The 364-nt window shown below is 64.6% G+C and carries 1 protein-coding gene; it reads left to right on the top strand.

Features of this window, described 5'->3' with window-relative positions; translation table 11 throughout:
* Positions 1-183: lysozyme inhibitor LprI family protein (locus CDN38_RS29100; protein WP_142361389.1), on the top strand; the 183-nt coding region annotated here is incomplete at its 5' end.
* Between the last annotated feature and the right edge of the window lie 181 nt (positions 184-364).

The raw sequence follows: 364 nt of genomic DNA, 5'->3' as shown, positions 1-364 counted from the left end.
AGCCCGGACAGTCCGGCCAAGGACCGCTGGATGGACGAGCAGGCCAACTGGGTTGAAGACACCGACAAGCGCTGCGCGCCTGCCAGTGACCATGTGGGGGCGATGCTGGATGCACAGTCGTGCCGCATCAACCGGTACGCCAACCGCGCCATCGAACTGCAGGGGCGCGTGCTGGCCCGCTGAGCCAGCGCTGTCCGCGCCCGGTCACTCTCCAAGGACAAGGAACTGAGCCATGCCTACCCATATCGATACCCGCAATCTTGATGCCACCGCCGGTGCAGTGTTCTTTGCCGTCGGCCGTGGCACCGAAGGCGGTGGGTCGTCGTACCATCTTTCCATTGCCGGCATCACCAAGGGCCTGCAT

The sequence above is a fragment of the Mycobacterium ostraviense genome, from assembly GCF_002705925.1.
Classification (GTDB): Bacteria; Actinomycetota; Actinomycetes; order Mycobacteriales; family Mycobacteriaceae; genus Mycobacterium; species Mycobacterium ostraviense.
Note: the sequence above shows the minus strand (reverse complement) of the source record. Positions and strands in the feature narration are given on the sequence as shown.